Source organism: Microvirga mediterraneensis, assembly GCF_013520865.1.
In the GTDB taxonomy this organism is placed as follows: Bacteria; Pseudomonadota; Alphaproteobacteria; order Rhizobiales; family Beijerinckiaceae; genus Microvirga; species Microvirga mediterraneensis.
The window spans coordinates 4,655,956-4,681,681 of record NZ_JACDXJ010000001.1 but is presented as its reverse complement, the minus strand read 5'-3'; the positions used below and the strand labels follow the sequence as shown (position 1 = coordinate 4,681,681).

The 25,726-nt window shown below is 60.9% G+C and carries 23 protein-coding genes, 1 tRNA gene and 1 pseudogene; 13 read left to right on the top strand and 12 right to left on the bottom strand.

Annotated features, from left to right (window positions below):
- The first annotated feature begins 23 nt into the window (after nucleotides 1–23).
- The 4 genes and pseudogenes from fdhE (at nucleotide 24) to H0S73_RS22190 (ending at nucleotide 4,386) form a co-directional block, all read left to right on the top strand.
- Complete coding sequence (fdhE, locus tag H0S73_RS22205) at nucleotides 24–941, top strand: formate dehydrogenase accessory protein FdhE (RefSeq protein WP_181054167.1); 918 nt, start codon at nucleotides 24–26, stop codon at nucleotides 939–941.
- Nucleotides 942–943: 2 nt separating this feature from the next.
- Nucleotides 944–2,347, top strand: coding sequence for an L-seryl-tRNA(Sec) selenium transferase (selA, locus tag H0S73_RS22200; RefSeq protein ID WP_181054166.1), 1,404 nt, complete (start codon nucleotides 944–946; stop codon nucleotides 2,345–2,347).
- Nucleotides 2,230–4,176: pseudogene (gene selB, locus H0S73_RS22195) on the top strand (selenocysteine-specific translation elongation factor); the annotation flags it as partial. The gene selA and the pseudogene selB, both read left to right, overlap by 118 nt.
- Before the next feature lie 114 nt (nucleotides 4,177–4,290).
- Nucleotides 4,291–4,386 (top strand) — tRNA-Sec (locus H0S73_RS22190).
- A 461-nt stretch (nucleotides 4,387–4,847) separates the two neighbouring features.
- Here the strand turns inward: H0S73_RS22190 and selD are convergent.
- Nucleotides 4,848–5,894 carry a selenide, water dikinase SelD gene (gene selD, locus H0S73_RS22185; RefSeq protein ID WP_181054165.1) on the bottom strand — a complete coding sequence of 349 codons (1,047 nt, stop codon included), beginning with the start codon at nucleotides 5,892–5,894 and terminating at the stop codon, nucleotides 4,848–4,850.
- Between the two features lie 195 nt (nucleotides 5,895–6,089).
- On the opposite strand from selD, the gene fdhD reads away from it, so the two are divergent.
- Nucleotides 6,090–6,974 (top strand): formate dehydrogenase accessory sulfurtransferase FdhD, encoded by an 885-nt coding sequence (fdhD, locus tag H0S73_RS22180; protein WP_181054164.1) that lies wholly within the window; start codon nucleotides 6,090–6,092, stop codon nucleotides 6,972–6,974.
- Nucleotides 6,975–7,036: 62 nt separating this feature from the next.
- Here fdhD and H0S73_RS22175 read toward each other — a convergent pair whose 3' ends face one another.
- Entirely contained in the window at nucleotides 7,037–7,774 is a 738-nt protein-coding gene (locus H0S73_RS22175; RefSeq protein ID WP_181054163.1) for a response regulator, read from the bottom strand.
- Nucleotides 7,775–8,141: 367 nt separating this feature from the next.
- On the opposite strand from H0S73_RS22175, the gene H0S73_RS22170 reads away from it, so the two are divergent.
- The 3 genes from H0S73_RS22170 to H0S73_RS22160 all read left to right on the top strand — a co-directional run bounded on the left by H0S73_RS22170 (nucleotide 8,142) and on the right by H0S73_RS22160 (nucleotide 13,056).
- On the top strand, nucleotides 8,142–8,813 hold the full coding sequence (locus H0S73_RS22170; RefSeq protein WP_181054162.1) for a helix-turn-helix domain-containing protein: 672 nt from the start codon (nucleotides 8,142–8,144) through the stop codon (nucleotides 8,811–8,813).
- A 239-nt stretch (nucleotides 8,814–9,052) separates the two neighbouring features.
- Nucleotides 9,053–11,812: a hybrid sensor histidine kinase/response regulator gene (locus tag H0S73_RS22165; protein ID WP_181054161.1), complete on the top strand. Its 2,760-nt coding sequence runs from the start codon at nucleotides 9,053–9,055 to the stop codon at nucleotides 11,810–11,812.
- 1,028 nt (nucleotides 11,813–12,840) lie between these two features.
- Nucleotides 12,841–13,056, top strand: coding sequence for a hypothetical protein (locus H0S73_RS22160; RefSeq protein WP_181054160.1), 216 nt, complete (start codon nucleotides 12,841–12,843; stop codon nucleotides 13,054–13,056).
- A 30-nt stretch (nucleotides 13,057–13,086) separates the two neighbouring features.
- Here the strand turns inward: H0S73_RS22160 and H0S73_RS22155 are convergent, their stop codons facing one another.
- Nucleotides 13,087–13,311, bottom strand: a complete 225-nt coding sequence (locus H0S73_RS22155) for a DUF6894 family protein (RefSeq protein WP_181054159.1) — start codon at nucleotides 13,309–13,311, stop codon at nucleotides 13,087–13,089.
- A 206-nt stretch (nucleotides 13,312–13,517) separates the two neighbouring features.
- On the opposite strand from H0S73_RS22155, the gene H0S73_RS22150 reads away from it, so the two are divergent.
- Nucleotides 13,518–13,823 carry a GYD domain-containing protein gene (locus tag H0S73_RS22150; RefSeq protein WP_181054158.1) on the top strand — a complete coding sequence of 102 codons (306 nt, stop codon included), beginning with the start codon at nucleotides 13,518–13,520 and terminating at the stop codon, nucleotides 13,821–13,823.
- Between the two features lie 96 nt (nucleotides 13,824–13,919).
- Here the strand turns inward: H0S73_RS22150 and H0S73_RS22145 are convergent, their stop codons facing one another.
- From H0S73_RS22145 to H0S73_RS22135, 3 genes are all read right to left on the bottom strand, one after another.
- Entirely contained in the window at nucleotides 13,920–14,411 is a 492-nt protein-coding gene (locus H0S73_RS22145) for a CDP-archaeol synthase (protein WP_181054157.1), read from the bottom strand.
- A gap of 12 nt (nucleotides 14,412–14,423) precedes the next feature.
- Nucleotides 14,424–14,738 carry a c-type cytochrome gene (locus tag H0S73_RS22140; RefSeq protein ID WP_181054156.1) on the bottom strand — a complete coding sequence of 105 codons (315 nt, stop codon included), beginning with the start codon at nucleotides 14,736–14,738 and terminating at the stop codon, nucleotides 14,424–14,426.
- 206 nt (nucleotides 14,739–14,944) lie between these two features.
- Complete coding sequence (locus H0S73_RS22135; RefSeq protein WP_181054155.1) at nucleotides 14,945–16,999, bottom strand: NAD(+) synthase; 2,055 nt, start codon at nucleotides 16,997–16,999, stop codon at nucleotides 14,945–14,947.
- A gap of 598 nt (nucleotides 17,000–17,597) precedes the next feature.
- On the opposite strand from H0S73_RS22135, the gene H0S73_RS22130 reads away from it, so the two are divergent.
- From H0S73_RS22130 to H0S73_RS22120, 3 genes are all read left to right on the top strand, one after another.
- Nucleotides 17,598–18,248 carry a phosphoribosyltransferase gene (locus H0S73_RS22130; RefSeq protein ID WP_181054154.1) on the top strand — a complete coding sequence of 217 codons (651 nt, stop codon included), beginning with the start codon at nucleotides 17,598–17,600 and terminating at the stop codon, nucleotides 18,246–18,248.
- 78 nt (nucleotides 18,249–18,326) lie between these two features.
- Nucleotides 18,327–18,893: a cold shock domain-containing protein gene (locus H0S73_RS22125; RefSeq protein WP_181054153.1), complete on the top strand. Its 567-nt coding sequence runs from the start codon at nucleotides 18,327–18,329 to the stop codon at nucleotides 18,891–18,893.
- A gap of 150 nt (nucleotides 18,894–19,043) precedes the next feature.
- Nucleotides 19,044–19,562 (top strand): Hsp20/alpha crystallin family protein, encoded by a 519-nt coding sequence (locus H0S73_RS22120; protein WP_181054152.1) that lies wholly within the window; start codon nucleotides 19,044–19,046, stop codon nucleotides 19,560–19,562.
- A gap of 50 nt (nucleotides 19,563–19,612) precedes the next feature.
- Here the strand turns inward: H0S73_RS22120 and H0S73_RS22115 are convergent, their stop codons facing one another.
- The 6 genes from H0S73_RS22115 to H0S73_RS22095 form a co-directional block, all read right to left on the bottom strand.
- Nucleotides 19,613–20,188 (bottom strand): phosphoribosyltransferase family protein, encoded by a 576-nt coding sequence (locus H0S73_RS22115; protein WP_181054151.1) that lies wholly within the window; start codon nucleotides 20,186–20,188, stop codon nucleotides 19,613–19,615.
- Nucleotides 20,189–20,262: 74 nt separating this feature from the next.
- Nucleotides 20,263–20,334 carry a hypothetical protein gene (locus H0S73_RS26385; RefSeq protein WP_425488238.1) on the bottom strand — a complete coding sequence of 24 codons (72 nt, stop codon included), beginning with the start codon at nucleotides 20,332–20,334 and terminating at the stop codon, nucleotides 20,263–20,265.
- Nucleotides 20,335–20,627: 293 nt separating this feature from the next.
- Nucleotides 20,628–21,191 carry a beta/alpha barrel domain-containing protein gene (locus tag H0S73_RS22105; RefSeq protein ID WP_425488207.1) on the bottom strand — a complete coding sequence of 188 codons (564 nt, stop codon included), beginning with the start codon at nucleotides 21,189–21,191 and terminating at the stop codon, nucleotides 20,628–20,630.
- 134 nt (nucleotides 21,192–21,325) lie between these two features.
- Nucleotides 21,326–21,502 (bottom strand): hypothetical protein, encoded by a 177-nt coding sequence (locus H0S73_RS25910; RefSeq protein WP_246389351.1) that lies wholly within the window; start codon nucleotides 21,500–21,502, stop codon nucleotides 21,326–21,328.
- A gap of 7 nt (nucleotides 21,503–21,509) precedes the next feature.
- Entirely contained in the window at nucleotides 21,510–22,688 is a 1,179-nt protein-coding gene (locus H0S73_RS22100) for an ABC transporter permease (protein WP_181054150.1), read from the bottom strand.
- Between the two features lie 24 nt (nucleotides 22,689–22,712).
- Nucleotides 22,713–23,534 carry a universal stress protein gene (locus H0S73_RS22095; RefSeq protein WP_181054149.1) on the bottom strand — a complete coding sequence of 274 codons (822 nt, stop codon included), beginning with the start codon at nucleotides 23,532–23,534 and terminating at the stop codon, nucleotides 22,713–22,715.
- Nucleotides 23,535–24,327: 793 nt separating this feature from the next.
- On the opposite strand from H0S73_RS22095, the gene H0S73_RS22090 reads away from it, so the two are divergent.
- Entirely contained in the window at nucleotides 24,328–25,251 is a 924-nt protein-coding gene (locus tag H0S73_RS22090; RefSeq protein WP_181054148.1) for a 1-phosphofructokinase family hexose kinase, read from the top strand.
- Nucleotides 25,252–25,726: the final 475 nt, after the last annotated feature.

Sequence of the window (25,726 nt, the reverse complement as noted above, 5' to 3'; positions counted from 1 at the left end):
ACCCGTGCGGTTCGTGAGGTTGCATGACACATCCAGGTTCCGTCGATCCCAATCCCGCTTCCATCGGTCGCGTCCCTGCCCCTCCATTTGTCAAGCTGCCCGATCCGCGACGCTTGTTCGAGGCGCGAAGCGAGCGGCTCGAATTCTTGGCGCAGGCGAACGAGTTGGCGCCTTACCTGCGATTCATCGCAGGTATCGCGGCGGCCCAGAGTGCCATTCAGGATAATTTGCCTGAGCCCCAGCTTCCATTCACGGATGCCCTCGACCGTGCCCGCAAATTCGCCATGCCGCCACTCGACCGCAATCGGGTCGATATGGACGACGTCGTATGCACAACCCTGGGCCGTCTCTTCGATGCTGTCGTATCCCTGGCCAAGCCGAATGAGGCGCAGGCTGCTCTTGCGCGGGTGAAAGCGGCCCCGGCGGAAGAGATGCGCGTCATGATGCGCAGCGTCCTCACCGATTCCATCCCAGCCGATGCCATCGCGGAGCACGTCTATGTGGCGGCGGGATTACAGGTTCATTTCGCCCGCCTGGCGGCGAGGCTCGACAAGGATAAACTCACCCGGATTACCGATGGCGTATGTCCCTGCTGCGGCGGTGCGCCCACCTCGTCCCTCGTGGTCGGATGGATGGAAGCCGAAGGCACGCGCTATTGTTCCTGCTCCCTGTGCGGAACGCTTTGGAATGTCGTTCGCGTGAAATGTGTGCTGTGCAGCTCAGGCAAAGGGATCGGATATCAGGAGATCGAAGGCGGAGCCGGGACGATCAAGGCGGAGTGCTGTGACACGTGCCGAAGCTATGTCAAAATCCTTTACCAGCAGAAGGACATGACGCTCGATCCGGTTGCGGACGACATCGCCAGCCTTGGGCTCGACATTCTCTTAAAGGATGGGGAATATCGCCGCGGCAGCTTCAACCCCTTCCTGCTCGGGATTTAGGAATGACCGAAGTGGCTCCTTCTCCCTTGCGTCGTCTCCCTTCGGTCGACCGCGTACTTCGTCAGCCGAATGTCGCGGCCCTTGTCGAGAAACACGGGCGCGCGGAAACCACGCAAGCCGTACGCGATACCCTCGCGGCGCTGCGGGAGGACGTGCGGCCTGGAGCGGAGATCGACGATGAGACCATTGTCGCGTCCGTCCTGGCCCATCTCGACGCGCGGGCGGAGCCACGGCTGAAGCCGGTCTTCAATCTGACCGGTACAGTGCTCCACACCAATCTCGGTCGCGCGGTTCTGGCGGAAGAAGCCATCAAAGCCGCAACGGCTGCCATGCGCGATGCCGTCTCCCTCGAATTCGATCTCGCCAGTGGCAGGAGAGGAGAGCGCGACGACCATGTCCGCGCGCTCGTCTGCGAGTTGACGGGCGCGGAGGATGCGACCCTCGTCAACAACAATGCAGCGGCGGTGCTTCTGGTCCTCAACACCCTCGCGCAGGGTAGGGAAGCCATCGTCTCTCGTGGCGAACTGATCGAGATCGGCGGCGCGTTCCGCATGCCTGAGATCATGGCGCGGGCAGGAGTCCTCCTGCGCGAGGTTGGCACCACGAACCGCACCCATCCACGCGATTATGCGGACGCGATGAGTCTTGAGACTGGGCTCATCCTAAAGGTCCACACCTCGAACTACCGCATCGAAGGTTTTACCACGGAGGTCGGCGCCCGCGAACTTGCGAAGCTCGCGCGGCAGCGCAACGTGCCCTTCGTCAACGATCTCGGCTCGGGAACGCTGGTCGATCTGTCCCGGTTCGGCCTCAGGAAGGAACCTACCGTCCGCGAGGCGGTAGAGGAGGGGGCGGACCTGATCACGTTCTCCGGTGACAAGCTTCTCGGCGGGCCGCAGGCGGGCTTCATCGTCGGACGCAAGGATCTCATCGCCACCATCAACCGCAACCCCATGAAGCGTGCCTTGCGGGTGGACAAGATGCGGCTCGCAGCCTGCGAGGCGACCTTGCGACTCTATCGCGATCCCGACCGGCTCGCCCAGAGACTTCCCACCATGGGTTTCCTGGCGCGGAACGTGGAAGACGTGCGGCAGCAGGCCCTTCGCCTCGCCCCAGTTCTGGCCGAAATCCTGGGAGGCAGCGCCGTCGTCGAAGCCGCGCCATGCGCAAGCCAGATCGGCTCGGGGGCTTTGCCGCTCGATACGATCCCGAGCTTCGGACTCTTGATGCGGACGAAAGATGGAGGGCGGGCGGTAGAAGCGCTGAGCGCGGCCTTCAGAAAGCTTCCATGGCCCGTGATCGGGCGCGTGGCCGACGGGGCGCTCGTCTTCGATCTCAGGTGCCTGGAAGACGAGGGCATTTTCCGGAGAAATCTTTCATTCCTACGCATCGAGGTCACCTCTTGATCGTCGGCACGGCGGGCCACATCGATCACGGCAAGACGGCCCTCGTCAAAGCACTGACGGGTGTCGACGCGGACCGTCTCAAGGAAGAAAAGGCGCGCGGCATCACCATCGATCTCGGCTTCGCCTACTGGCCTCAGGACAACGGCGACGTGATCGGCTTCGTGGATGTGCCCGGCCATGAGCGATTCGTCCATACCATGGTCGCGGGTGCCGGCGGCGTCGATTTCGTCATGCTCGTGGTCGCGGCGAACGATGCTGTGAAGCCGCAGACGCTCGAACATCTTGCGATCATCGACATCCTGGGAATTGATCAGGGCGTTGTTGTGCTCAGCAAAGCCGACCTCGCAAGCAAGGAACGCCGCGCAGAGGCGACCGCGCAGATCCGTCATGCTCTAGCAGGCACGGTCTTGGCAGAGTTCCCCATTCTTCCCGTGTCGGTCGTCAACGGCGAAGGACGCGAGGCGCTCAAATCATGTCTGCAAGCAGCGGCATCAACCAGGAGAGAGAGGGACGAGGCCGGCCTCTTTCGCCTGTCGGTCGACCGCAGCTTCGTCCTATCCGGCGCTGGGACGGTGGTGACGGGAACCGTGCTCTCCGGTTCGGTTTCCATCGGTGATCAGGTGGTCGTCAGCCCATCTGGACGCACGGTCCGCGTACGTTCGCTTCATGCCCAGAACCGCGCTGCGGAACGCGGCGTCACAGGGCAGCGCTGCGCCCTTAATCTGGTAGGAGAGAGCATATCGAAGGATAGCATCGTCCGGGGCGATATGGTGCTCGCACCTGAGATTCATGCGCCGACCGACAGGATCGATGCGAGCCTGCGCATTCTCCCGAGCGAGAAGAAACCCGTGGGCCAATGGTTTCCCGTTCGCCTGCATCATGCAGCCGTTGAGGTCGGAGCACGAATTGTTATTCTGCAGGACGAGCCCTTGCAGCCGGGCGCGAGAAGCATGGTGCAACTCGTCCTCGACCGGCCGATCTCCGCCGCCGCGCATGATCGCTTCGTGGTACGCGACACCTCCGCCCAGCGGACCATCGGAGGCGGATTCTTTATCGACCTGCGCGCTCCCACCCGTCACCGGCGCAGTGGGGAGCGGCACGCGCAAATCTCCGCTCTGGCAGAGGCCGATCCGGCCCTCGCCATGAAGAGCTTGACCGCAGTGCAGCCTTGGTTCCTCGACCTCGTGACCTTCGCTCGGGACCGTGCCATGTCGCTCGACGTCGTCACCGGTCTTGCCGACAGGCTTGGATGCGTACGCCTTGCTGCAGGCCCGGCCATTCTGGCGCTTGCAGGAGAGCGTTGGGTTGCCTTCGAGGCCGGGTTGATCGGTAGTCTCGACGTGTTCCACAGGGAGAACCCGGATCTCCAAGGGATGGGTTTCGAGCGCCTGCGCCTTCAGTGCGAACCGCGCCTGCCGGCACCGGCCTTCCGGGTTGCATTGCAGTCCCTCGTCGCGAATGGCTGCATCAAGCTCGACGGTTCATGGGTGCGCCTGCCGGGGCACGAGGTGCGTCTCGACGACCGGGAGGAGGGCACGTGGCGGGCGATTCAGCCGCTTCTTGTGGGTGAGGAGCGCTTCCGTCCCCCTCGCGTGCGCGACATCGCTAGCCAGATGGGCGTACCGGAAAATGAGATCCGTCGTCTTTGCAAGCTTCTGAGCCGTCTCGGACAACTCGACGAGGTTGCTCAAGACCATTTCTTCCTGCGCAGCACGGTCGACGAAATGGTCGGGATCATCCGGGAGCTCGCTTCTCATGCGCCCGACGGGCAGTTTACGGCGGCGCAGTTCCGGGACTGCGTCCAGAATGGGCGCAAGGTCGCCATCCAGATCCTGGAATTCTTCGACCGTCACGGTGTCACCTTGCGTCGCGGCGATCTTCGTCGCATCAATCCTCATCGGCTGGATCTCTTTAGCGCGATTCCGCCGATCGATGATGCTCATGGAGGAGAGGCGTCCCCGGTGGGGCGTCCGGACTTCAAATCCGGGTGGGGCCGCGAGCCGGTCCTAGGTGGGTTCGACTCCCACTCTCTTCCGCCATCATCCCCCGGCGGCCTGACGCACGGACGATGTTAGCAACCGTCACCCAGTACCTCGCTCAACGGGATGGCGCGCATCCGCGGGACTGCGCGGCCGGAGCCGCGGCAGTGTTTTTCGTCGGGTCGAGGCCACTTGCTGTCGCGGGATGATCTGACGCCGATCCCGGAGTGGGTCCCTTTGGAGCTGTGCCGATATAGGAGCCACCGAGACCGCCCGTCCAGCCGGTCGATCCTGCCGTTCCCGGCGAGGTGCCCGAGGCCTGGTTGTTCGGATCAGGTGCCGTGGCGGCGGTGGTTGCAGGCTCTTCAGGGCATGGGTTCTGTGCTGCACTCTGCGCTAAGCATGGTGTCGACAAGCCGACAGCCGCAACGAAAAGGATCAGGGGGGCACGCATCGCATCCGGCTCCTGTTGGCTAAGCTGTTGGAGCAACGTGGCGAAGCACAACGGGTTCCGGAACCTTCTAGACCACATTGACCTGCGGGGAACCCGCCTCCGCGTAGCCGACGATCCGGGCGGAGGGATAGCCCGCCTCGACGATTTGCCCGAGAATGCGCTCTGCCCGCTCCGGTGCGCAGGCGACGAGGAGCCCGCCCGAGGTCTGGGGGTCCGTGAGCAACTGCCTCCGCCATGGCTCGAGGCCGTCGGGCAGCAGGATGCCGTCTCTGTAGCTGTCCCAGTTGCGGGTCGAGGCGCCTGTCACATAACCGTTCCGGGCAAGCGACTCGGCTTCCCGGAGCAGGGGCAGGAGGGCATGGTCGATGCTCAGGGTCAGGCCGGACCCACGGGCCATTTCGAGGCCGTGGCCGAGAATGCCGAATCCGGTGACATCCGTGATGGCATGAACGTCGGGATCCCGAGCGAGTTCGGCGCCGATCCTGTTCAGCAGGGTGACTGAGTTCATCATCTCCGCATAGGCCTCAGGGGAAAGTGCATCCTTCTTGAAGGCCGCCGAATAGATGCCGATGCCGAGGGATTTCGTCAGGATCAGCACGTCTCCGGCTTGCGCGCCGCTGTTGCGGCGAATCTCGCTGGGTTTCGCCGTTCCGATCACCGCAAGGCCGTAGACAGGTTCGGGGCAGTCGATGGAGTGCCCGCCAGCCACCGGAATGCCGGCCTCGGCGCAGATCGCGGCGCCCCCTTTCAGAATGTCCCGGACGGTCGCAGGCGCGATCTTGCCCAGCGGCATGCCGAGGATCGCTAAGGCCATGATCGGGCGGCCGCCCATGGCGTAGATGTCGGAAATGGCATTGGTCGCCGCGATGCGTCCGAAATCGAACGGGTCATCAACCATGGGCATGAAGAAGTCCATGGTCGCGATGATGCAGGTCTCGTCGTCCAATTGCCAGACCGCGGCATCATCCGCCGTTTCGGTGCCGACGAGGAGTTGCCGGAACGGTCCGGCCACCGGCTGTTCGGAGAGGAGTTGCTGGAGGACGGACGGTGCCAGTTTGCATCCGCATCCGCCGCCATGGGACAAATGACTGAGCCGAACGTTGTGCGTATCCATGAGCGTCTTCCTCCCATCGCCAAACCATGGTTTCAGGTCCGGGACCATAACGCAACCACGTCCGTCTCCGCGGCGTTGCCCTGAAAGCCAAGCCCTCCGGAGCAGGAACGGGATCTTGCGTTTCGTTGAGCTCAGTGCCCCTATGGAGCGGCTGCCAATGACTGGCCAGGAATGTGCTTGGGAGCAGGGGATCCGATGAATGCGGTTGACGATGCCAGGCAGGAGAATGAGAATTCCGCCTGCCCCACGGCTCTGGAGGCGCCGATTGCGGTCATCCCTTTCAATGGGACCGGAGTGTCGCGAGGAGCGCGGGCCATCCCGTCGGAGGTGCCGGTCAATCTCGTCTATGGCGGAATTCCGTTCGCCGTCATGATGACGACGCCCTCCGACCTTGAGGATTTTGCTCTAGGCTTCAGCCTGACCGAGGGCATCATCAAGCATCCGCAGGACATTCGCGGCATTCGCGTCGAGCCGGATGAGCGCGGCCTTCGTCTTGCCATCGATCTGGTCCCCAACAGGCTGCACGAGCATCTGGCGCGCAAACGCGCTCTGTCGGGGCGAACGGGCTGCGGATTGTGCGGCATCGATGATCTCAAGGCTCTGCCGCACGCCCGAACTCCAGAAGGGAATGCCCCGGTCATCGCCTTGTCGGCCATCCATTCGGCCCTCCAGGACCTTGATCGCCGGCAGGTTCTCAACGAGCTGACCCATGCCGTGCATGCGGCCGCCTGGGCCGATCTCGATGGAACGATCCGCTACGTCCGCGAGGATGTCGGCCGCCATAATGCTCTCGATAAGCTCATCGGCGCCGCATGCCTGACTGACACGAAGCCGGACAGCGGTTTCGCCGTCGTCACGAGCCGCTGTTCCTTCGAGCTGGTTGAGAAAGTTGCCGCCTTTGGGGCGAAGACCCTCGTTTCGATCTCGGCACCGACCTCGCTCGCCTTGGAGCGGGCGCGGCAACTGGATATTATGCTCATCGGGATCGCCCGCCGCGACTCCATGACGGTCTTCCACGGGCTCGACCGCATCAGCGGCATAGACGGCGCACAGCCATCTGGAAACCGGGAGGCTATGTGAGCGCGTCTTTCCATCCTTCAAGGGAACGGAGTTGTGTAAGAAACGTCGCGTCGGATCCGGTTCTAATGAACGTGCCCCGTGAACACATATCCCACGCCCCGCACCGATTTCACGAGCATAGGGTGCTTCGGATCCGGTTCGATTTTGCGCCGCAGGCGCGCCACCTGGGCGTCGATCGAACGATCGATGGCTTCCCAGTGCCGCCCGCGCGTCAGGTCCATCAACTGATCGCGATTGAGCACCCGGCCGGGATGGCGGGCAAAGGTCGCCAGAAGCTCGAATTCCCCAGTGGTCAGCGCAATCTCGGAACCGTCCGGCGCCTTCAGCTCCCGCCGTCCTAGATCGAGCCGCCATCCGTCGAACCGGATGACCTCGCCAGCTTCCGGCTGGGCTATGGGGCTCGATGCCACCGGCAAGGTGGATTGGGTGCGGCGCAGGACGCTCCTGATCCGAGCGAGGACTTCTCGTAGATGAAACGGCTTGGCAATGTAATCGTCAGCTCCCACCTCCAGGCCGACCACCATGTCGACTATGTCGGACCGGCCGGTCAGCATGATGATGCCGGTCTTGCATGTGCTCGGTCGCGCGCGGACTTCCCGGGCAAGCTGAAAGCCATCCTCACCGGGCAGGACCAAGTCCAGAAGCACCAGATCGATCTTCGCGTGGGTCAGGCATTCCCGCATGGCTTCGCCATTGGCGGCCGCGCTGACCTGAAAGCCTTCATCGGACAGATACCGAGTGAGCATCTGACGAATTCTGGCATCGTCGTCGACAACGAGGATATGCGGCGCATCTGCCATCACCGGCCAAGGTCCATGAGTTCCGTCGCTCCTGACGTTGGTGCTGCTACGTTATCGGACTGACCAGGGATTTGGAAATCCTCCTGAATTGCCATGGTCCGGCGGTGGCTTGTTCCTGAAACGATCGCTCAACCTCGGGCGAATGTCCTTCGCGAATGTTTGCGGGCTTCCAATCCACGCCTCTGTTACGAACTGTTACAAGCTGGCACATAATCACACAGGACAACGGCACGGGTGTGACATTGGCTTGCATTAATCACCACAATCAGGATCGTGATCGGAGCATCCCATGTACTCCACCCATCTCCTTTCCTCAGCTGGAAGCGCGCCCCTCCCGGTATTCGGCACATCATCGGAGCCTTCGACCTTGGAGCAGCTGTTTGTCGGCCAGCCCGCAGATAAATTCGCCGCTGGAGAAGGCGTGTTCTGGGAGGGTGATACGGCATCCGACATCTTCCAGATCGTCGAGGGCTGCCTGCGCCTGTACCGTATACTGCCCGATGGACGGCGCGCGATCATGGGTTTCAGGTTCTCCGGCGAGACACTCGGGCTCTCCTGCGAGGACACTTATTGCTACACGGCCGAGGCCGTCACCCCTGTGCGGCTGCGTCGGTTGAGCCGCGCCCGCCTGCGGGCGATGAGCGATGAGGTCAGGCAACTGCAATCGCTGTTGCTTGAGAAAGTTTTCGAGGAGATCCGAGATGCCCGGCAGCATATCATCGTGCTGGGGCAGCTGGGGGCCGAGGAGCGGACAGCTCATTTCCTGGTATCCGCGGCACGCCGCACGGGAGCCGACCGGAGACGCCCCGTTACCATCGAGCTGCCGATGACGCGTCAGGACATCGCCGATTATCTTGGCCTGACGATCGAGACTGTCTGCCGTGTCTTGTCGAAGCTCAAGCGAGATGGATTGATCGCCCTGGAAGGACGTCACAGGATCGTCCTGCTTCGGATGACGGATCTTCAGCACCTCGCTGGTGAATTCGACGACGCTGAGCCGCTGGCTCCGACCTGGACCCCGGCCAAGTGGCCTCATTGATAGACCGGAAGGCCGTGCCTTCTCCTCCAGCCATGTGCATCTGTGGAGGAGCATCAGGTCGGTCCCAAAAGTGCAAGTCCACTTTTCCGCGCGATGCTCTAGTCTGGAGACTGACCCAGAGAGGGTGGCTGAGCAATCATATTCCGGGCTGACGGGAAGTTGCCGGCGATCGCTCGGGGCGAGACGGCAATTTCGCTTTTGGCCCGCAGAGTTCGGGACAGGGTCAGGGATCGGATCGTATGGGCCAGGATGTCAAAGGCCAGGATGTTAAAAGGAAATATCCGTCTGGTTCTGCCGGAGGAGCGAGCGAGCTGGTCAACGGTCCCGATCACTCGCTTTTCCAGCAGGTATTCGATCAAGCCGTGGTCGGCATTGAGCTGGTGGATAGTAACGGCCGCCTGCTCGACGTGAACGCCGCCGTGTGCGCCCTGCTCGGCTATGCCAGGGATGAGCTGATCGGGCGCAGCTTCGAGGAGATCGTTCATCCCGAGGACCAGCCGCGGGTTTTGGCGCTCGCGGCCCAACTCATGGCGCGCGAGATCCCCAGCTATCGGATCGAGAAACGTTACCTGCGCAAGAATGGTGCAACCGCCTGGGTTCGCGTGACCTCGTCCTTGGCTGAAGCCGACCCCGAGCATCCCTATCGACTTTCCATCGTCGAGGATATCGGCGAGCGCAAGCAGGCCGAGGAAGTGCAACGGACGAGCGAGGCCCGGCTGCGCACCGTGCTGGAGGCTATCCCCATTGGGGCGATCCTGTCCGACGCCGACGGCCGGGTGATCGAGGCCAACAAGGCTTATCTCGATCTGATCGGGCGCTCACTGGATGATCTTCGCGCAGGCCGTGTGCGTTGGGACGAGATCACACCGCCCGAATGGCTGGCCGCCGACGAGCGGGCCATCGCCGAGGCACGGGCCCACGGCGTCTCGTCCATGTATGAGAAGGAATATCTCCGGAAAGGCGAACGCCTCCCGGTTCTCCTGAAATTGGCTTCGGTCAACAATGGGCACACCTTCGCGGTGTTCGTACTCGACCTTTCGGAGCGCAAGGCTTCCGAAGCGGCCCTGCAGGCACGGACGACGGAGTGGGAGGCCCTAGTCGAGACCGCCCCGGTGGCGGTATGGTTCACCCATGATCCCGACCTGCGGGAGGTGAGGGCCAATCGGCTCGCCTCCGAGCTGCTCGAACTTCCCCTCGTTTTCGGTCTGTCTGATCGAGAATCTGGGAAGCTGTCCCACCGCCGCATCTTCCAGGGCGGCTTGGAAGTCGCCTTGGATCAGGTGCCTCTGCGACGGGCGCTTCAAGGTGAGGAAGTACGCAATGAGGAATGGGGGGGGCGCTTCGAGGATGGGCGGCGTGTCGACCTGCTGTACAATGCCTCACCGCTGCGGGATCGCTCAGGCGCCGTGGTCGGAGCGATTGCCGCCGCCGTCGACATCACAGCCCGTAAGCATTCAGAGGCTGTTCTGCAGGAGCGCGAGGCGCGGCTTCATTCCATTCTGGAAACGGTGCCGGAGGCTCTGATTACGATCAGTGAGAAGGGAGTTGTCGAGTCCTTCAGCCGCTCGGCATCAGCCCTGTTCGGTTACCAGCCCGATGAGGTGGTCGGGCGAAACATTAGTATGCTGATGCCTTCGCCCTATCGGGAGGCGCATGACAGCTACCTGGAGCGGTACCTGCGGACCGGCGAGAAGCGCATCATCGGCATCGGCCGTGTCGTCAGTGGTCAGCGTAAGGATGGCAGTGTGTTCCCTATGGAGCTCGCCGTGGGCGAGGTGAAGGTGGGTGGGCAGCACATGTTCACCGGCTTTATACGTGATCTCACTGCGACTCAGAAAGTCGAGCAGGAGCTGCGGCAGGCTCAAAAGATGGAGGCCGTCGGCCAATTGACCGGCGGTATTGCGCATGACTTCAACAACCTGCTCACCGTCATTCTCGGCAATATCGAGATGCTTGAGATGCGGCTGGCGGACGATCGAGAGCTGGAACTGGTGAAGGAGGTGCGGGAGACGGCTGAGCACGGCGCCCAATTGACCGAGCGGCTACTCGCTTTTGGGCGCCGGCAGCCGCTTCAGCCCAAGCTGATCGATGTCGGGGATCTCCTGGGCGAGATGACCCCGCTCTTGCGGCGTACCTTGGGTGAGACGGTTCAAGTCAGGAGCCGATCGGACAGCGACCTTTGGCAGGTACTGGTCGATCCGAGCCAGTTGCAGAACGCGATCCTGAACTTGGCTATCAATGCCCGCGACGCCATGCCCATCGGCGGTCGGTTAACGATCATGGCCGAGAATGTGGAGCTTGAGCCGGACTACGCCCGGATGCACCCGGAGGTTCGGGCTGGGCGCTATGTACTAGTGGCCGTCACCGATACCGGCACGGGCATGCCCAGGGAGATACAGGAGCGCGCGTTCGAACCTTTCTTCACCACGAAGGAGGTGGGAGCCGGTAGCGGGCTTGGCCTATCGATGGTGTATGGCTTCGTCAAGCAGTCGGGCGGTCATGTGACGATCTACAGCGAGGCCGGACATGGGACGACGATCAGGATGTACCTGCCACGCGCTGCGATTCCGGAGGACGTCGTGGAGGCGCCCGCACCCGTAACACCTATGGAGGGCTTGCGAGGACGTAACGAGACCGTGCTGCTGGTCGAGGACGAGCCGCGGGTGCGTCGGATGACGGCCGCCCGCCTGCAGGATCTCGGCTATCGCGTGCTGGATGCCGCCAACGGCCCGGCGGCGCTGGCACTGTTGGACCTGCATCCGGAGATTGACCTGCTGTTTACCGATATGGTGATGCCCGGCGGCATGACAGGCACCGATTTGGCCGAGGCCGTGCGGGTCAGGCGACCCGAGATCAAGGTGCTGTTCACGTCAGGCTATGCCGAGCTGGATGTGGTGCGGCGGGGGCAAGAAACCGAGGCGCGCTGGCTCAAGAAACCCTACAGCACCCTGGAGCTGGCGCGGACCCTCAGAGAGGTTCTCGATACTACGGGATTATAGGCCGAGCTGAGTTATGTTTCGGTCTGCAGGACATGTCACGCTTATGGGCTCGCCGGGATATTACAAACGGTTACAAAACAACACATGATATCACGGCTGTGCGGTTCGGGCGTAACAGAATCAAGCTTTCATGCTGTTGTGAACCAAGATGGGAGCCAGCCATGAACATCGCTCGTCCTATCTCCTCCCTCGTGAATCGCACCCAAAGGTGGAATCCGTTTTTGGGATCTATTCGATACTTATTCTTTAGCCTAGTGCATCGTTCGGGGCGGAAATCCGGGGCCACTTTTCCGCACGGTGCTCTAAGTGCAGGCGCACGGGCTGCCTTTGCGCTGACGGTTCTCGTCGGGGCAGCGGATCTCGTCACCGGACTAGCCTTCAGTCAAAGCGCGATTCAAATGCGGGTGGACGGCGTCATGCGGCACGCCCCGACTTTGGCTTCGCTTGAAGAAGGGGGCAAGGCAAGCACCCCGCTTCATTGACCTCCTCACCCATATTCACCTGATTTGAATGGGGGCCATCATGCCCGTTTTCGATGCATCCGCGCTCAACGACAACGATGAGACTTTGACCTATCTACGCATCATCCTAGCCGGGTCTAGAAGTGGCAAGCGGGCACAACACAGCCGTCGCGGCTGGACCGGAACTACATCTTCGGTTCAACCTCAATCCAGGAGCTTCGTCGGCCTTCCTCTCATCGTCGGCGTTGCCGTCTCGATCACGATTCCGAGCCCGTAGCGGCTCTCTATCCCAGAGGAGAGGTCTTCATGGTTGCACTGGCCGTTATGGTCTTCCCGCTCGTGCTCGCGGTCGTCTTATCCGCCCTTACGCTTGCTCAAGGCGAAACTGCCCGGGTGAGGGTCACCACCACACGGCGCGCGCATTTTCATCATGTCACTCGGTATCAGACTTTTGGATTAGACCGATAGAGACAATTTGGCGCCTGTCACTGCGCATTAACATGGTTTAAAAGCGTGAGTGTCTAACCAGAACTACCTTCCACCGAATGCCGGTGGTCGAGGGTTGCTATGGACGCTCCGCTCACCAGCCATCCGGCTTACCGCGCCTATGTGATCGACCCCAAGGGCGGGATTCTGATCGCTCATGCGTTGATCTGCCAGACTGACGAGGAGGCGATCAGCAAGGCCAAGGAATATGCCAACGGCAACGCTGTAGAGTTATGGGACAGAGGGCGCAAGATCGCCTTCATTCCACTAGGAGGCGCACACTGCGTCGTTTTCTAACCAGCGCTTATCGAGACTCCTATTCAATCTTCAGGTCTGTGTCTCGGATGGCTGAAACGCTACCTTGAAGATCAGACGACCATCCATCCCGCTTACGGCGACAAAACTGTTCATCGGATCGCGGCAGCGGTCCGCAAGGAGCAGGGTAAGGTGGCGAGCATGCGCTCGCGCGGTAATTTCATCCGGAAAAGGCTGTCCCAGCCCATCCAATGTCGACTGACCATCCAGGACGATATTGAAGAAGTATTTGGGCATGGATGTCATCGTCCCCAACACCGCTTCGTCCTCACCTAGCTGATCGCACTACCGGTGGCCTTGCCATTTATCAATCTGCCAAGCGTCATTGTTTGGGAGTGGCATCTGCAGGTTAGGAGTGTCGTCTGCGCCCTCAGAGGTCTTGATAAATCGCAACATCAATCCACCGGACGAAGAATAGGATTATTAACGAGAAGGAGGGAGACATGCCGATTTTCATCACCCAGGGCCGCTTCACGCCGGATGCCGTGCGTGAGCTTTTCTCCCATTCGGGCGGTAAGCTCCTGGCTTATTACATGACCTTCGGCGACTATGACTTCATGATCGTATCGGAAGGCCCGTTCGAGGGTGTCGCGACCTCCGCGATCGTTGCATCCGCTACCGGAGGCGTTTCAAGCCTGAAGACGATGCTTGCTATGACGCCGGCGGATATGCAGCAGGCCTTCTCGAAAGCCGAGCAGGTTGCTGCGCATTTCAAGGCAGCCGGAGCAGGAGCGTCGCGCACTGCCTAAGTGCATGCAATGATCTCCCGAATAGATTTGTGATGAGAAGGCATCTCTTGCTGCCTTCTCATCATGTCCTGGACGATTGCAGCATGCCATGTTGGTTCAATAGGGTTGGTCCCGAATGTGGAGCATGAAGAACAGGCGGGACAGCCATATTTCCAGAAGGATGAAGGCCATCACCAGAAGAACGATCTCGAGCCCACTCAAGCCGAGTGGCCGCCTCAGGATCACGAGAGGAAGGAGAGCTTCAGGAATTTGATCCAGGCCGAAGGCGCGGGCATGAGGTTCGAGCCCTAAGCGTCGCTTGAGGAAGCTTGCGGCAACATCTCCCATCATGGACATGAACGCGATCTCTGCACCCAAGCGCCAGCCGAATTTGAGCATTGCGGCAACAATCGCTGTAGCCGCAATCGCCACCGCAAGGCCTCGGAACGTTTTCGAAGAGCCCAGAAGCGGCTGTCCATCCAGCCATGTCAGGCCGAAATCGATAGGCACCGCAAAACGATCTCCAAGAATTCTTTTGAGGAGGATCGGCGTGCCGTTCGCGACCCCCAGGAGAATGAGAATGGAGAGATTCAGCCTGAGATCGCCCATGAAGCCACACCGTCAGGGGTGCTTGTGCAGGCTCGTGATGTAAGCCGTGACATCCCGGAGTTCCCCCGGCTCCAGCATGATGTTGGGCATCGTCTTATGAGAGGTCCTCATGGCGACCGTCAGAGCGGTCGTGGTCATGCCTGGAATTCGTGCGATCCGGGTGAAGGTCGGCGCCTGCGAGCGAGGAGACTGGTTCTGACCGGGTTCGACCGCATGGCAGGATGCGCAAGCCTCGCGAGCCACGCGCAGGCCCGCTTCCGAATTCCCGAATTCCTGTGCATGCAGCCCGACCGGCATCATGAGAAGCATGGGGAGCCAGCGGATCATGGTCGGCTCCCGTACAGAAGGCCATGCTCGGTGGGTGTTGGCGTAAGGAGCGATTCATCAGACAGCAAGCCTGCTCCAGGGGTCCATAGGTGCATCTTTCGTCCCTCGCGAGTCATCAGGCTCAAATGTCTAAAATGCGCCGTGAAGCACAAGCCGACTTTGACTATTCGCAACCCTCAAGACGTTCGATGCGGCCTAAAATTAAACTATGAGGGTTCGGCATTTGGGACGCCGCACTCCAATTCGGCGAGCCATACGCCGGGGCCTGCGTCTGATGGCGCGCGCCAATCGCCGCGCGGCGACAGCGATCCACCGGACGAGATCTTCGGTCCGTTTGGCATGGCCGTGCGCTTAAACTGGCTGGTGAAGAAACGGCCGAGGAAGGCTCGCAGCCATATCTTGATCTCACCGAGTTCGTAAGCCAGGCGCGAGGCTTCCGGTATGTTGGGCGGCCACGTGCCCGCTTCCTTATCTCTCCAGGCATGCCAGGAGAGATAAGCGATCTTGGAGGGACGGAAGCCGTAGCGCGTGAGATAGTAGAGGTTGAAGTCCTGCAGCGCGTAAGGTCCGATCATGGCCTCCGTCGATTGGATCTGCCCGGAGGCATCCTGCGGCACGAGCTCGGGGGAAATCTCGGTGGCCAGAATCGCATGGAGGATATCGGCAGTGTCCTCGTCCACGTCCCCGGAGGTCGCCACGAAGCGAATCAGATGTTGGATCAGAGTCTTCGCCACTGAGGCGTTGACATTGTAGTGGGACATCTGGTCGCCGACACCATAGGTGCACCAGCCGAGCCCCAGTTCTGAGAGGTCGCCGGTGCCCACTACGATGCCACGATGGTGGTTGGCGAGTCGGAACAGGTAATCGGTCCGAAGACCCGCCTGAACATTCTCGAATGTCACGTCGTAGGTTGGCTCACCTTCGGCAAAGGGGTGATCGAGATCCTTCAGCATCTGCCGTGCCGCCGGGCGGATGTCGATCTCCGACGCGTTGACGCCGAGGGCTCGCATGAGCGCCCAGGCATTGCCTTTCGTACCCTCGCTCGTCGCGAAGCCAGGCAGCGTGTAGGCGAGGATGTTGGTCCGGGGAAGACCCAGCTTGTCCATGACGCGGCAGCAGACGAGAAGGGCTTGGGTGGAATCGAGGCCACCCGACACGCCGATGACCACTTTCTCCGTTCGCGTTGCCTGCAGACGTTTCGCGAGCCCCTGGACCTGGATGTTGTAAGCCTCGTAGCAATTCTCCGTGAGCTTGGCGGGGTCTGCGGGAACGTAGGGAAACCGCTCGATCGGCCGGCGCAGGGTGAGCGCCTCCTCCGGCGCATCAAGGTGAAGGGAAACGATGCGGAAGTCGTCCGGAAGGACCATCAACTCGTCGGCGCAATCGCGGAAGGTGACCCTCCGCATACGTTCTTGGCGCAGGCGCCCGATATCGACATCGGCCACGGCCATGGTTGATCCCGGTGGAAAGCGCTCGGTTTCGGCAAGCCGCAGGCCGTCCTCGAAGATGCCGCCGTGGCCGTCCCAGGCGAGATCGGTGGTCGATTCCCCCGGGCCCGCCGCCGAATAGGCATAGGCTGCGACGCAGCGCATGGATTGGGAACCGCATAGGAGGCGCCGATCTTCGGCCTTTCCGATGGTGATGTTGCTGGCCGAGAGATTGAGGAGGATCTCGGCGCCCGCCAGGGCGGCCGTGGTGCTGGGCGGTTGTGGTACCCACATGTCTTCGCACACCTCCACATGGAACGTGAAGGCGCAGCTGCCCGCCGACCGAAACAGAAGATCGATCCCGAAGGGAACCTGAAGCCCGGCAACGGCGATCATCCGTCCTCGAATCCCTGCTCCCGGGGCGAAATGCCGGCGCTCGTAGAACTCCCGGTAGTTCGGCAGGTAGGCCTTCGGCACCACTCCCAGGATGCGTCCGGCATGGATAACGACGGCGGCGTTGTAGAGGCGGCCGTCCAGGCGGAGAGGAGCCCCGACCACGAAGGCCGGGAAGAGGCTGGCGCTTTCCGCGACCAAGCGGGCAAGTCCGCGTTCGACGGCCTCCAGCAGGGCATCCTGATGCAGGAGATCGTCGATGGCATAGGCGGATATGCCGAGTTCTGGGAACACCATCAGAGCGATTCGTTCCTGGTGCCCCTGGTGCAGAAGCTCGAGGGTCCGGTCGACGTTGAAGGCTGGGTCCGCGACCTCGGTCTGCGGGACACAGGCTGCGATGCGGACAAAGTCATGGCGGTAGGGTGTGAAGAACGAAATCATTCCGCGTCCGATCAGAATTGGCCCTCATGGGCAGAGCTTGCTCCATTGCCGTCAGGGGATGGGAGCCCCGCCGTACTATGTTGATACGCTAGTAACTAGCACAAGGAATCCAATCCGCCATGGGGCTGGTCCCTCAAACACCGGAGGTCCTCCGTAACAACGATAGGTGGGATAGGGATCAACTCGGATTTCGGGGCAAGTTGACCAAACGCAAGATCGGTATCTGCCATCCATGCTCATGTTCGCTCGGGTGGAGACACTCGCGATACACTAGGATTTCACCCTCCTGGACCTGCAGGCCAAATGGGCCTGCTTGCCAGAGGACGCCAAGTCCAGGTCAGTCATGGTGACATCCAGGGCCCCCTTCGGCACGAATGATGTCGCCCAGGGGCTTCTCCACCGGCTCCCGGAGGGACGCAAATGCCTGATTATTCGAATGGAGCGGAGAATTTTCTTCCGCAGTCGATTGCCAACGAGCGGACCTAGGGATGAGTTCGCTCGACAACGACTAATCATCAAAGCCAGACATTGAGCCCGGGGCCGTACCGCACGATGCGCCAAGCTAATGGATCAATGAAAAAGATCGAGGTGTGAGCCGATGCCTTTCGCCAACCGATCCGATGCCGGTCGCAGGCTTGCTGCCGCCCTCCAGAAGTATCAGGATCAGGATCCGGTCGTGCTTGCGCTGCCGCGGGGTGGTGTTCCCGTCGCGGCTGAGGTTGCCGCGGCGCTCGGCGCACCGCTCGACCTTGTGATCGTGCGCAAGATCGGCGTGCCTTCACAACCCGAGCTGGCCATGGGAGCCGTCGTCGACGGCGAAACGCCGATCGTGGTGCGCAATGAGGACGTCATCCGATTGTCTGGGATCGAGGATCGGAAATTCAAATCTCTCTGCGATTCCGAGATTGCCGAGATCGAGCGGCGGCGCCGGCGCTATCTCGGGCATCGCGAACGGGCGGTCGTCACCGGGCGAACGGTCATCGTAATCGATGACGGGATCGCCACCGGGGCGACGACCCGCGCGGCATTGCAAGGCATCCGTCGGCGCACACCAAGACAGCTTGTTCTGGCAATTCCAGTGGCGCCATCGGATACTCTCGCCAAGCTTCGGAACGAGGTCGATGATCTCATCTGCCTCGAAGAGCATGAGTTTTTCGGAGCTATCGGATTCTACTATGCCAATTTCCGACAGGTTTCCGATGAGGAGGTCATCGGCATCCTCAATCGCCTCCCAGCCGGCGCTTCTTGACAATCCTCAATGAAGGCAAGGCAGCGCGGACCATGCTCTCAGCCAGTTCTTCCCTCTCAACGGAGCAGGAGCATCATCATGCAGATCCCGGCTCAAGTCGATTTTCAGGGGTTCGAGCCGACGGGGAGGCAGCGTACCTTGATCGAAGAGAGAATGGCGGACCTCGACAAGTTCTTCGACCGCATCATGGCCTGCCATGTGGTGATGAAAGGACCCGGACAACATCAGCGAACCGGTGGTCAGTATCAGGTCAATATCCATCTGGTTCTGCCCGGCGGGCATGAGGCCACGGTCGATCGGACGCCGCCTGAGAACGAGCGGTTCTCCGATGCATCATTTGCGATCAACGATTCCTTCAACCGGGCCCGGCGGCAGCTCCAGGATGCAATCCGACACATGCAAGGTGAAGTCAAGATGCATGAGCCTCAGCCGATTGGGACAGTCAGACAGATGAATACTGAAGAAGGATATGGAGTCCTTGAGTCCCCCGACGGACGTGAAATCTATTTTCACCGGAACAGCGTTCTCGGCGATGCCTTCGGGCAACTCAAACCAGGGACGCGGGTAAACTTCTCCGAGGAAAGTGGAGACAAGGGGCCGCAGGCCAGCAGCGTTAGGCTGCTTGGCAAGCACGGGCTTCGTTGACACCAGAACCTCTAGTCAAGCACGACATCGGCTGAAATGGATACCGACGCTTGCTCGAATGTCTTTCTAAATTGACTGAACGCAAAGCGCGTTGGGTTGATCAACGCATTTTTTGAGGTTGCGGGCTGGGGCCTATCATTGGAGATTCCTATGGCTGAGACGACAAAGCTCCCTCTCAAAAAAGAACCTGCGGCACCGGTTGAGGCTGGGTGGCTTCCCCTTGAGCGGATGCGCCGGGAGATGGACAATCTCTTCGAGGAATTTGGGCGAGGTTTCGGATTCCCAGCCCGATGGAGCATGCCTGAGATCGAGCGGCTCTGGCGGGCCAGGGGGCGTATCATGGAGCCCATCTCCGACCTCGTCGAGCGCCCCGACCGATACGAGGTCACGGCAGAGCTGCCAGGCATGAACGAGAAGAATATCGAAGTGAAGCTGGCGAATGGCAGCCTGATCATCTCGGGTGAGAAGAAGGAAGAGAAAGAAGAAAGGGAAGCGAATTATTACATGTCCGAACGGCGCTACGGCTCATTCCAGCGCAGCTTCCGTCTTCCCGAAGGTGTCAATGCGGACAAGATCGAGGCCACCTTCAAGAACGGCGTGCTGACGGTCGCACTCCCCAAGACCGAAGAGGCCAGGAAGGAGAAGAAAATCGACGTGAAGGCCGCGTGAGAATTGTCTCGGAAGGGCCATGGCGATGGCCCTTCCGAGACAGGCGTAAATCAGGGAAACCTCTTGTCGGGCATTTCGACCTTCAACGCCTGCGCAAAGATCTGCGATATGTCAAGGACCGTGAGCCGGCCAGAAAGGGCAGAGACGAACTCAGCTGTCTGAGAGATCGTGTTCGCCAGGAGTACCGCGTCAATGGACGGCTGCGTCAGGTTGGGAAGAGCGGTAATCCCACCCACGCCATGAGTCGCCGCGACGATTACCCGTTTCGCGCCGCGCTCGCGGCACTGCTGTGCAACCCGCGCCATCGTGGTGCCCGAGCTGATCAGGTCATCCAGAATGATCGCGGTGCAGCCGGAGACGTCTCCGGAAAACAGATCGCCTGGAATCTGTCCCGTGCTGCGTTGCTTGTCCGCAAGGCCTTTGGAAACCGGGCGGTCGAGGATATCCTCAAGTCTCTGTCGGAAGAATTCCGCTCGCTTGGCTCTGCCGATATCGGGCGATACGACCGCAAGGTGGCTTTCGCCAACCATACCGGCAACATGAAGGCCGAACACCTCATAGGCGCCCAGACGGGTTGTGTTGCAGCGGAAGGCATTCTGAAAGGCCGAGAGGTTGTGAACCTCCATGGTGATGGCCCGCTCCGACCGCTCTCGAAGCGCTGGCCGACTTAGCGCGTCGTGATGGGATCGTAAGTTTTCGTCTACCGATCCGTGCGAGGATAGCAAAGATAGGGTGTCACTGCGGTGACCCGATCTGCTCCCGCGTCCTTCAAGGCGCCAACGAAAAACAGCAGACGGCAAAGCTCTGCGCGGAGCCGCCATGGAGGCCTGCGATCACATAGACATCTCTTCTGCGCACATCGACGAGAGGCCTTGTCTTATGTTCGCCACCCTCGAATTCACGCTCTTTATGGAGATGACGTAGCTGGCTTAGGATGAGCGATGCGTTCTCTAAAGTCCGCCGGCGATTTCAAGGCGAACAGAATCGGCCGTCAATACGAGGACATGCCGCCATACTCGAAGAGCTTCTAGGCGATGTCGAGCGCGGGCACGTCTTCGGACATGATCATACTGGTTCCGACCTCGAAGGCATCGATGGGCGCTCCCATGGCGTAGAGCGCGACGATCCTGTGCTCATCGAGTCCGCCGCCGGGAAAATCTGGATGCCCCGCAGTCCAGCTGCATCGAGGATGGATTGCGTCCCGTTGGTCAATTTTGCCAAGTTCCCGGTGTCCAACCTAACTCCGCGAATTCGGCTGTCCGGGCCGGCTTCCTTGCAAGCTCGACGGCTCGTCGTACTCCTTCCAGGGTGTCGTAGGTGTCGACGAACAGGGTTGTGTCCGGAAAACCAGGGATGCCCCAACGCTGCTAGGTTCGAGGTTGCTGATGCGCCTGCGATAAAGGAGGCCCTGGCGCCTTTCAGTGCCGCATCCATCCCCTGCGCACGCCGAGCGCCGAAATCGACGACGGGTCGACCTTGGGCGGCGACAATCCGAGCCGCCTTGGAGGCGAGGATCGTCTGGAGGCCGATCTGGTTCAGAACAAAGGTCTCGATGATTTGCGCCTGACCGATGGGAGGTATGATTTCGAGAAGTGGCTCGTCCGGAAAGATAGGAGTCCCATCGGGCACCGCATGAATCTCGCCTTTGAACCGGAAATCCCTAAGCTGATCGATGAAGGCTTAAGGACATAGGGCATTCGAATCGAGATACGCACGGTCCTCTTCGCTGAAGGAGAGGTTTTCCAAATCCTCCAAAAAGGGGTTCAGGCCGCAGGCCAGAAGATAGCTCCGCTGCGGCGGAAACTTGCGGAAGAACAGGTCGAATACGCAACCGCATTCATGCCGAGTTCGCCATAGGCGCGCAGCATGGTCAATTGATAAAGATCGGAGAAAAGGGCATTTCCGCTGCTCGGACAATCGTTCGTCATGAAATCTGGCATCCTGCCGTCAGTACTTGATGGCTGCAAAAAACATGGCGAAGAGTCCGTCGGCGACGATCACCATGAAGATCGCTTTCACGACTGATGACGTGACATGCCTTCCCAGGGATTCGGCCGACCCTTGAACGGCAAGTCCCTCGATGGAGGCGATCATGCCGATGATCAAGGCCATGAAGGGAGCTTTGATCATGCCGACCAGGAACGTGTTGAGGGCAATGGCTTCCTTCAGGCGCGACATGAAGATACGCGGGCCAATTCCCTCATAAAGCCATGCGACCAAGCCGCCTCCGAACAGCGCGGACAGATCCGACAGGAAGGTCAGCATCGGCAGACCGATGATCAGGGCGAGGAGACGAGGGATGATCAGCACTTCCATCGGATCGAGTCCCATGACCCTTATTGCATCGATCTCCTCCCGCATTTTCATCGAGCCCAGTTCGGCCGTGAAGGCGGATCCCGAGCGGCCTGCGATCATGATCGCCGTGAGCAGAACGCCGAGTTCGCGGAGAACGAGGATGCCGACCAAGTCGACCACGAAGGCGCTCGCCCCGAACTGGCGCAATTGGAAGATGCCCTGCTGGGCGATGATGCCGCCGACCAAGAGGGAGATCAGCGCCATGATCGGGACGCTCCGCAGGGCGACGAAGTCGAGCTGATTAACCAGAGAGGTTCCTCGAAACCGCCGCGGCTGCGTGACGACACGCCCCAAGGCCATCATGAACTCCCCCAGGAAAGCCAAGCCTGAGAGGAGATCCCGGCCCAAATTCAGGACCGCGTGGCCAAGGCCGTCCAAGAGATCGAACACCCGATGACGCGTCACCTCTGCCTCGGGAGGAACGTCATAGTGATCCACCTCATCAAGCAGAATGCCATGCTCTTCGCGCGCGTTCTCAAAAGCAAGAGTACAGCCTTTGATCCTGAGGTCGTGTCGAGTGCGATCCAGGAGCCAAGCGCCGACGGTGTCGAGACGCTCGACGCCGGAAAGGTCGAACGTCGCGCGGGCACCCTTGACGTCCGTGATCAGGTCCGCCACGGCGATTTCCATGGCGGAGGCCTGCTCGGCGCTCCAGTTACCAGAAAGTTCGATCAGAGGCTCCTTGGCGTCCTGCTTCAACTTCCACTTCGGGTGGCGATGCAGGGCACTGTCCCGTGGGTCGTGAAGGGGAACGGAAGCCTCGAGGGTCATGGCGGCTCGCTCCTCCTCACCGGTTCAGTGCGACATGAGCACCGGTACGGTCACGGAGCGGAGAACCTCCCGGGTCGTGCCGCCGAGGACTACCTCCCGCAGGCGCGAATGACCGTAGCCGCCCATCACGATCAGGTCCGCATTCATGTCGGCCGCATGAGACAGGAGCATGTTCGCGACATCGACCTCATCGATGGGGAGTCTTTTTGCCTCGGCCTGGATTCTATGCCGGGCCAAATGTCTGGCCAGGATCCTGCCCGAGAGATGGGAGTTCCCATTCTCTCCCTTGCCGATGGTGACAATCTCCACGTGGTGGGCGAGCGACAGCAGAGGCAAAGCATCGGCAACGGCTCGTGCTGCGGGTTGACCACCGTCCCAGGCGATCAGGATCGAATCGATGTCGGGACGGATGCGGATATAGGGCACGATGACGATAGGCCGCCCGGAGCCGAAGAGACATGCCTCGATGATATCCGAGGTATCAGTGCCGTCCGGATTGGGCTGCGGCAGGATGACGGCGTCGAAGCAGCGCGCCACTTGGCTCAAGGAGTAGCCGACTTCTCCGGCAATGGCCCTGAACCTTACGATATCGATCGACTTATCGGCCTCTCGGGCGACCTGCGCGAATTGCTCGACGGCCCTGCTCGCCGCAACTTCGACCTCTTCTTTCATGCGTGAGAGGAGGTCGTCCGGCAGTTCGGCGGCGAGGCCGGGAGGTAGCGATGGCTCGATGGTCGGAACGGCTGCGGTCAGACAAGCGCCACACGTGGTCGATAGCGAAAGAGCATAGGTTCCGGCAGCTTCCATGCCGGTGCCCGTCAAGACCAGCAGATCCTTGAGAGCCATGCTGTCCTCCTGCAAAGCCGTGCGGATTGACGATCAATCGCTCTCCGACCTTGAAAAGAAGATGCCACAAAGAACACGCTCGAATTTGACTTAACGCAAACTTGGCTTGACGGACATTCTCTAGGTTGGCTCGGTAACCTCATCGGGGGATGGCCACCGCACCGAGGAGCAGCATGATATGGCCTTCTCCCCATGTCGGCAGGAGAAGGCGCCATAAACCGCGTGCCTTTCACCCGCGGGAGATCGGAAATATGTCGGAGCACAGCGGGCGAGCGTCGCGCTGCATTGCTGTGTCAGTTCCTGCAACGGTCCCTGATGCGGAGCCTCGTCCTTGAACTCCCCTTCAAATGGGCACCGTATTGCGAGTTCACATACTCTCCGACGTGGAGGCGGAAGCGTTCCGGTGCCTCGAGCACCTGCACCAGGAAGGTGCGACTGGTGAGCTCGGGAATTTGGGACAGGTCGACATCGTCCGAGAAAGGCATGGCATTCTTCCCACGGATGCAATCTTTCCAATAGGTCCGAGGGCGATCTAGCTCGGGCTCCAGTGTTGCGGGCAGAGAAAAAGCAGCCGGGTTGAGTTCCATGGCACCCTCTCGCAGAGAAGCAGACCTATCCATCATAGATCAGCAATGGATTTCTTTAAACTCCACACCCTTCGATCCCTGGGTGAAATGGCCTGCTCCGTCATACCAGAGGAAGGTGCAGGTCTTCCGCCTGTGCCGGAAGCGGTCCATTCTGAAAGGGACGCGTCCTGGCGGGATCCGCCGGTGCGCGACACAGGAGGCGCCGAATGCCGCAGGTTGTGACGCTGACTATGAATCCCGCGCTGGACATTGCCACGAGCGCAGACGCGGTTCTCCCGACGGACAAGGTCCGCTGCGAGGCACCGCGATACGATCCAGGCGGCGGGGGTATCAACGTGGCGCGGGTGATCCGCAGACTTGGCGGCGATGCGCTCGCGATCTTTCCCGCCGGCGGGGCCGCCGGGATGGCTCTGGATGCTCTGCTGGACCGGGAGCACATTCTCTATTATCGCGTCCCGATCGCAGGAACGACACGCGAGAGCTTCACGGTCGATGAGCGGCGGAGCGGCCAGCAATACCGTTTCATGTTGCCCGGTCCGAACCTGATCGAAGAGGAGTGGCAGGCTTGCCTCGCCCGTCTGGCCCGCCTTGCCGAGGGTGCCCGGTTCATCGTCGCCAGCGGCAGCCTGCCGCCCGGTGTTCCAGCCGGTTTCTTTCAGCAGGTGGCCGACCTAGCAAAGCATCTCGGGACCCGCCTCGTGCTCGACACATCGGGCGATGCTCTGCGTCAAACGCGCACGGGAGCGTATCTCCTGAAGCCGAGCCTCCGCGAGCTTCGGGAATGGGTCGACCGGGATCTTCCGGACGAGGCCGCACAGACAGCCGCTGCGCGAAGCCTGATTGCACAGGGTGCCTGCGAGGTCATGGTGGTGTCCCTCGGCGGGGAGGGGGCCCTTCTTGTGTCCGGCGAGGGCGCCGAGCGACTGAGGCCTATCAAGGTCCCCGTCCGGAGCGCCGTCGGGGCGGGAGACAGCATGGTCGGCGCCATCGTGTTTGGGTTGACACAGGGCCTCGATCTTCGCCACGCCGTCCGCCTGGGGATGGCCGCGGGCGCCGCGACATTGATGACACCAGGGACCGAGCTTTGCCGGCGGGAGGATGTCGAGCGCCTCTATGCGGCGGCGAGCTGACGGGCGCGAATGAGGGAAAGGCCGTGTCGGTGATCGAAAGCTATTTGCAGCGAATCTGGATCGCCTAATTCAGCATGGAGATCGCCCTGAGGTTCGGGGTGCACACCTATGCGGGCAGCCTCGGCATCCTTGCTGGAGACATGGCGCGCTCCGCCTCCGACCTTGAACTGCCGATGGTGTTCGTCCGATCAGCAAGATCGGCCCAATCCCCAACAGCCAGCACATGATGCGCCGCTGGGCCAGTGAGCTTATCTGCGGTGACGAGGTACAAGGCGTGCTGACCTGTCTCTGAAGTGGCCTTATGTCCTGGGAACAGGATAGGGGATACCTGTGATCGTAAGTCCGCCTTGACAGTTGTGCCGGATATAGGATTCCAGGTTCTTGGAACGAGGCGCCTCCGGACCATGGGTGTAATCTGCGCACCACGCGGGATTTTCACGCCAGGAGGATATCAGGCGCTTGGAGCGGAGTATGG

Bases quoted from the DNA above. Each gene is read 5' to 3' on its own strand.
- H0S73_RS22120 (WP_181054152.1), top strand. From the start codon at position 19,044: ATGGCTGAGACGACAAAGCTCCCTCTCAAAAAAGAACCTGCGGCACCG.
- H0S73_RS22125 (WP_181054153.1), top strand. From the start codon at position 18,327: ATGCAGATCCCGGCTCAAGTCGATTTTCAGGGGTTCGAGCCGACGGGG.
- selA (WP_181054166.1), top strand. From the start codon at position 944: ATGACCGAAGTGGCTCCTTCTCCCTTGCGTCGTCTCCCTTCGGTCGAC.
- H0S73_RS22100 (WP_181054150.1), bottom strand. From the start codon at position 22,688: ATGACCCTCGAGGCTTCCGTTCCCCTTCACGACCCACGGGACAGTGCC.
- H0S73_RS22130 (WP_181054154.1), top strand. From the start codon at position 17,598: ATGCCTTTCGCCAACCGATCCGATGCCGGTCGCAGGCTTGCTGCCGCC.
- H0S73_RS22140 (WP_181054156.1), bottom strand. From the start codon at position 14,738: ATGATCCGCTGGCTCCCCATGCTTCTCATGATGCCGGTCGGGCTGCAT.
- H0S73_RS25910 (WP_246389351.1), bottom strand. From the start codon at position 21,502: ATGCCAGATTTCATGACGAACGATTGTCCGAGCAGCGGAAATGCCCTT.
- H0S73_RS22145 (WP_181054157.1), bottom strand. From the start codon at position 14,411: ATGGGCGATCTCAGGCTGAATCTCTCCATTCTCATTCTCCTGGGGGTC.
- H0S73_RS22165 (WP_181054161.1), top strand. From the start codon at position 9,053: ATGGGCCAGGATGTCAAAGGCCAGGATGTTAAAAGGAAATATCCGTCT.
- H0S73_RS22090 (WP_181054148.1), top strand. From the start codon at position 24,328: ATGCCGCAGGTTGTGACGCTGACTATGAATCCCGCGCTGGACATTGCC.
- H0S73_RS22160 (WP_181054160.1), top strand. From the start codon at position 12,841: ATGGACGCTCCGCTCACCAGCCATCCGGCTTACCGCGCCTATGTGATC.
- H0S73_RS22095 (WP_181054149.1), bottom strand. From the start codon at position 23,534: ATGGCTCTCAAGGATCTGCTGGTCTTGACGGGCACCGGCATGGAAGCT.
- H0S73_RS22150 (WP_181054158.1), top strand. From the start codon at position 13,518: ATGCCGATTTTCATCACCCAGGGCCGCTTCACGCCGGATGCCGTGCGT.
- fdhE (WP_181054167.1), top strand. From the start codon at position 24: ATGACACATCCAGGTTCCGTCGATCCCAATCCCGCTTCCATCGGTCGC.
- H0S73_RS22155 (WP_181054159.1), bottom strand. From the start codon at position 13,311: ATGCCCAAATACTTCTTCAATATCGTCCTGGATGGTCAGTCGACATTG.
- H0S73_RS22135 (WP_181054155.1), bottom strand. From the start codon at position 16,999: ATGATTTCGTTCTTCACACCCTACCGCCATGACTTTGTCCGCATCGCA.
- fdhD (WP_181054164.1), top strand. From the start codon at position 6,090: ATGAATGCGGTTGACGATGCCAGGCAGGAGAATGAGAATTCCGCCTGC.
- H0S73_RS22175 (WP_181054163.1), bottom strand. From the start codon at position 7,774: ATGGCAGATGCGCCGCATATCCTCGTTGTCGACGACGATGCCAGAATT.
- selD (WP_181054165.1), bottom strand. From the start codon at position 5,894: ATGGATACGCACAACGTTCGGCTCAGTCATTTGTCCCATGGCGGCGGA.
- H0S73_RS22115 (WP_181054151.1), bottom strand. From the start codon at position 20,188: ATGGAGGTTCACAACCTCTCGGCCTTTCAGAATGCCTTCCGCTGCAAC.